Annotated in this window: 2 protein-coding genes and 1 pseudogene; all 3 read right to left on the bottom strand. The window is 65.1% G+C overall.

The window, feature by feature from the left end:
• Positions 1–210: 210 nt before the first annotated feature.
• Positions 211–2,088: a molecular chaperone HtpG gene (htpG, locus tag ACXJL8_RS37640; protein ID WP_456617362.1), complete on the bottom strand. Its 1,878-nt coding sequence runs from the start codon at positions 2,086–2,088 to the stop codon at positions 211–213.
• A 138-nt stretch (positions 2,089–2,226) separates the two neighbouring features.
• Complete coding sequence (locus tag ACXJL8_RS37635; protein WP_456617361.1) at positions 2,227–2,649, bottom strand: hypothetical protein; 423 nt, start codon at positions 2,647–2,649, stop codon at positions 2,227–2,229.
• 266 nt (positions 2,650–2,915) lie between these two features.
• Positions 2,916–3,085, bottom strand: a pseudogene (locus ACXJL8_RS37630) (nuclear transport factor 2 family protein); the annotation flags it as partial.

Below are 3,085 nucleotides of genomic sequence, written 5' to 3'. Positions count from 1 at the left end.
CGAATCGGTGGCGTCGGCGACCTGATGCCGACGGCCTCATATGGCATAACACCACGCCGGAGGCGACTGTTCCGGGGGACAGATGACGGCAAGGTGAGTGCGGCGCGTGATGCACCGCACGGAAGCGATCGGTCCGCTCCGTCACCCTCCGCCAGCGGCCTCGCAGCATATCGTCGTCAAGCCCGGGCACGACGACTGCGATCAATGGCGCTAACCGCCGAGCCCCTGCAACACCAGCCGGTTCAGCCGCGCGGCAAACGCAGCCGGATCCTCCGGCAGCTCACCATCCAGAATCTGCGCCTGTTCGAGCAGCAGCATGCTGAGATCGTCCACCGCCCTGGAGCCGGCCTGCGCCTTGGTGATCGCCGAGACCAGCGCATGGCGCAGATTTATCTCCAGGATCGGCTTGGTGTGCGTGCCGCGGTTCTGCTGCGCCAGGATGCGCTCGAGCTCGCGGCTCGGACCCTGGCTGTCGGCGACGAGGCAGGAGGCGGAGCTGGTCAGGCGCGTCGAGGCCTTGACGTCGCTGACGCGGTCGCCGAGCGCGGCCTTGATCACGGCGATGGTGGCGGCTTCATCGACGGCCGGCTCGTCCTTCTTCGCGTCATCGGCCGCGTCGACGCGCGGGATCAGGTCGAGGTTGAGATCGCCCTGGCTCAGCGACTTCAGCGGCTTGCCCTCGAAGTCCGATGGCATCGAGGTCCAGAAGGCATCGACGGGATCGGACAGCAGCAGCACCTCGATGCCGCGCGCGGTCGCAGCTTCCAGCCGCGGATTGGACTTCAGCCGCTCGATGCTGTCACCGACGAGGTAATAGATCTCGGTCTGGTTCGGCTTGAAATCGGCGATGACCTCCTTGAGCGAGCGCCTCTCGCCCGACGTCGTGGTGAAGCGCGACAGCGCCAGCAGCTTTTCGCGACGCTCGAAATCCTCGTAGATGCCTTCTTTCAGCACCGCGCCGAAGGCGTCCCAGATCTTTGCGAAATTCTCGGCGTCCTTCTCGGCGAGGCTTTCGAGCTCGTTGACGACGCGGGTGGCCACCGCCTTGCGGATCTGCGCGAGCTGCGGATTGTTCTGGAGCATCTCGCGGGAGATGTTGAGCGGGAGATCCTCGCTGTCGACGACGCCGCGGACGAAGCGCAGATATCCCGGCAGCAGATCGGCATCGTCGGTGATGAAGACGCGACGGACGTAGAGCTTGACGCGGCCCTTGCGCGACGGCTCGAACAGGTCGAACGGCTTGGTCGCCGGCGCGAACAGCAGCACGGCGTAGGAGTAACGCCCCTCGGCGCGATAGTGCAGCGTCATCGCGGGATCGTCGAAGGCGGAGGCGATCTGCTGATAGGCCTTCTTGTAATCCTCCGCCGAAAGCTCGGATTTCGAGCGCTGCCACAGCGCGCTCGCCGAGTTGATCTGGCGCGGCTCGCCCTCATCCGGCACGAGCTCGATCGGGAACAGGATGTTGTCGGAATAGGCGCCGACGACCCGCTCGATCTCGTAGGTCTCGAGATATTTCCTGGCGTCGTCCTTCAGGTGCAGGACGATCTCGGTGCCGCGCTGCACGCGCGCGGCATCCTCGTCGCTGGCGCGGGCGATCTCGAAGCCCGAGCCGCCCGAGGAGGTCCAGGTCCAGACGTCGCTCTCGCCGGCGCGGCGGCTGACCACGACGATCTTCTCGGCGACCATGAAGGCGGAGTAGAAGCCAACGCCGAACTGGCCAATCAGGCCGAGGCCATCCTTGGCCTCCTTCAGCTTCGACACGAACGCCTTGGTGCCGGAGCGGGCGATGGTGCCGAGATGGTCGATCAGCTCCTGCCGCTCCATGCCGATGCCATTGTCGGCGACCGTGAGCGTGCCGGCCGTCTTGCTCGGGATGATGCGGATCTTGGGCGCGTCGCCCTCACCCAGCAGCGCCGGACTTTCGATCGCCTCGTAGCGCAGTTTGTCGCAGGCATCCGAGGCGTTGGAGACGAGCTCGCGCAGAAAGATATCGGTCTCCGAATAGACGGAGTGCACCATCAGGTGCAGGAGCTCGGAAACCTCGGCCTGGAAGGGCTGCGTATGCGCAGCCGTGTCTGACGTCGTCATGCGTTTACCCGGTCAAAACGAAGGGGAAGAAACCCGGGATATAACGCGAAGGGATAGGGGATCAAGTGGACGYGAAGGATCGCCCTCCCGGCGGGAGGGCGAATGGCCCCGGGGCCGATCGCGGAGGCCGATCGCGGATCAGGTCACGCAGCGGCCGGGCTGGAGCAGCTTGGCGACCTCGGTCAGGGAGCTGACCATCGGCTCGCAGGCGATGGTCGGCTTGTTGCGCCCCTGCTTCTGGTTCTGATTCTGGAGCATCGTCGCCGGCTTGGCATTGCCGGTCTCGATGACGGCGGGGACCCGCAACAGGACCGACGTTTCGGCCAGGTCGTTCAGCCGCATCGACACGGTGCGGGTGGGAACCGCCGCCTGCTTGAGATCGGAGAGCCGGTCGGCCTTGCCGGAACGGTTGACGGCATGAGTGGGCTTCTCGGCCTGGCCGGGCTTGTCGGCGACCCCCTGCCAGCGGTCGGCCAGATCATGGCCGAAGGCCAGTTGCGCGGCGCCAAGCGTCGCGGCGATTGCAATAGCGCTCAAAAATGCCTTGAAAATCTGTGACATGGCTGTCGGTCCCTCGCCCCATGGCGATCGTGGGAACAACGCAGGGGGAGGACCGGGAGTTCTCAACAGTTAAGATCACTTAACCGTGTGCAAAAAGTCGCGAACCCACCAAAAAAAATCGCAACCGCCGGGAACGACTTCCGCGCCCGGGAGTCGTCTCAACAGCCGGCTATTCCCCCCTGCCCCATAMGCCGGCGACGTAGGGCGCGACYGTGGTGATGCCAGTCGCGCCTTACTTTTGTCTGGGGTTCACTTCTGTCTGGCGTCTACTTCGCTTTCCCCGCGAGCCAGTTCCGCCCCTCGCCATAGAGCTTCTCGACCTCGGCGCCGGTAAGCCCCGGCATGTCGCGCTTGACCTTGTAGCCGATCAGCTCCTGCATGTAGGCGAGGTGGCGGTAGCCTTCGGGCAGCGCGGCCAGCGCCTTCTGATCGAGTT

The sequence above is a fragment of the Bradyrhizobium sp. P5_C11_2 genome (genome assembly GCF_054049755.1).
The sequence above is the reverse complement of the archived record's forward strand: the minus strand, read 5'-3'. Positions and strand labels throughout refer to the sequence as shown.

What these genes read in the sequence shown, in the direction of transcription:
- htpG (WP_456617362.1), bottom strand. Translation starts at nt 2,088, where the DNA reads ATGACGACGTCAGACACGGCTGCGCATACGCAGCCCTTCCAGGCCGAG.
- ACXJL8_RS37635 (WP_456617361.1), bottom strand. Translation starts at nt 2,649, where the DNA reads ATGTCACAGATTTTCAAGGCATTTTTGAGCGCTATTGCAATCGCCGCG.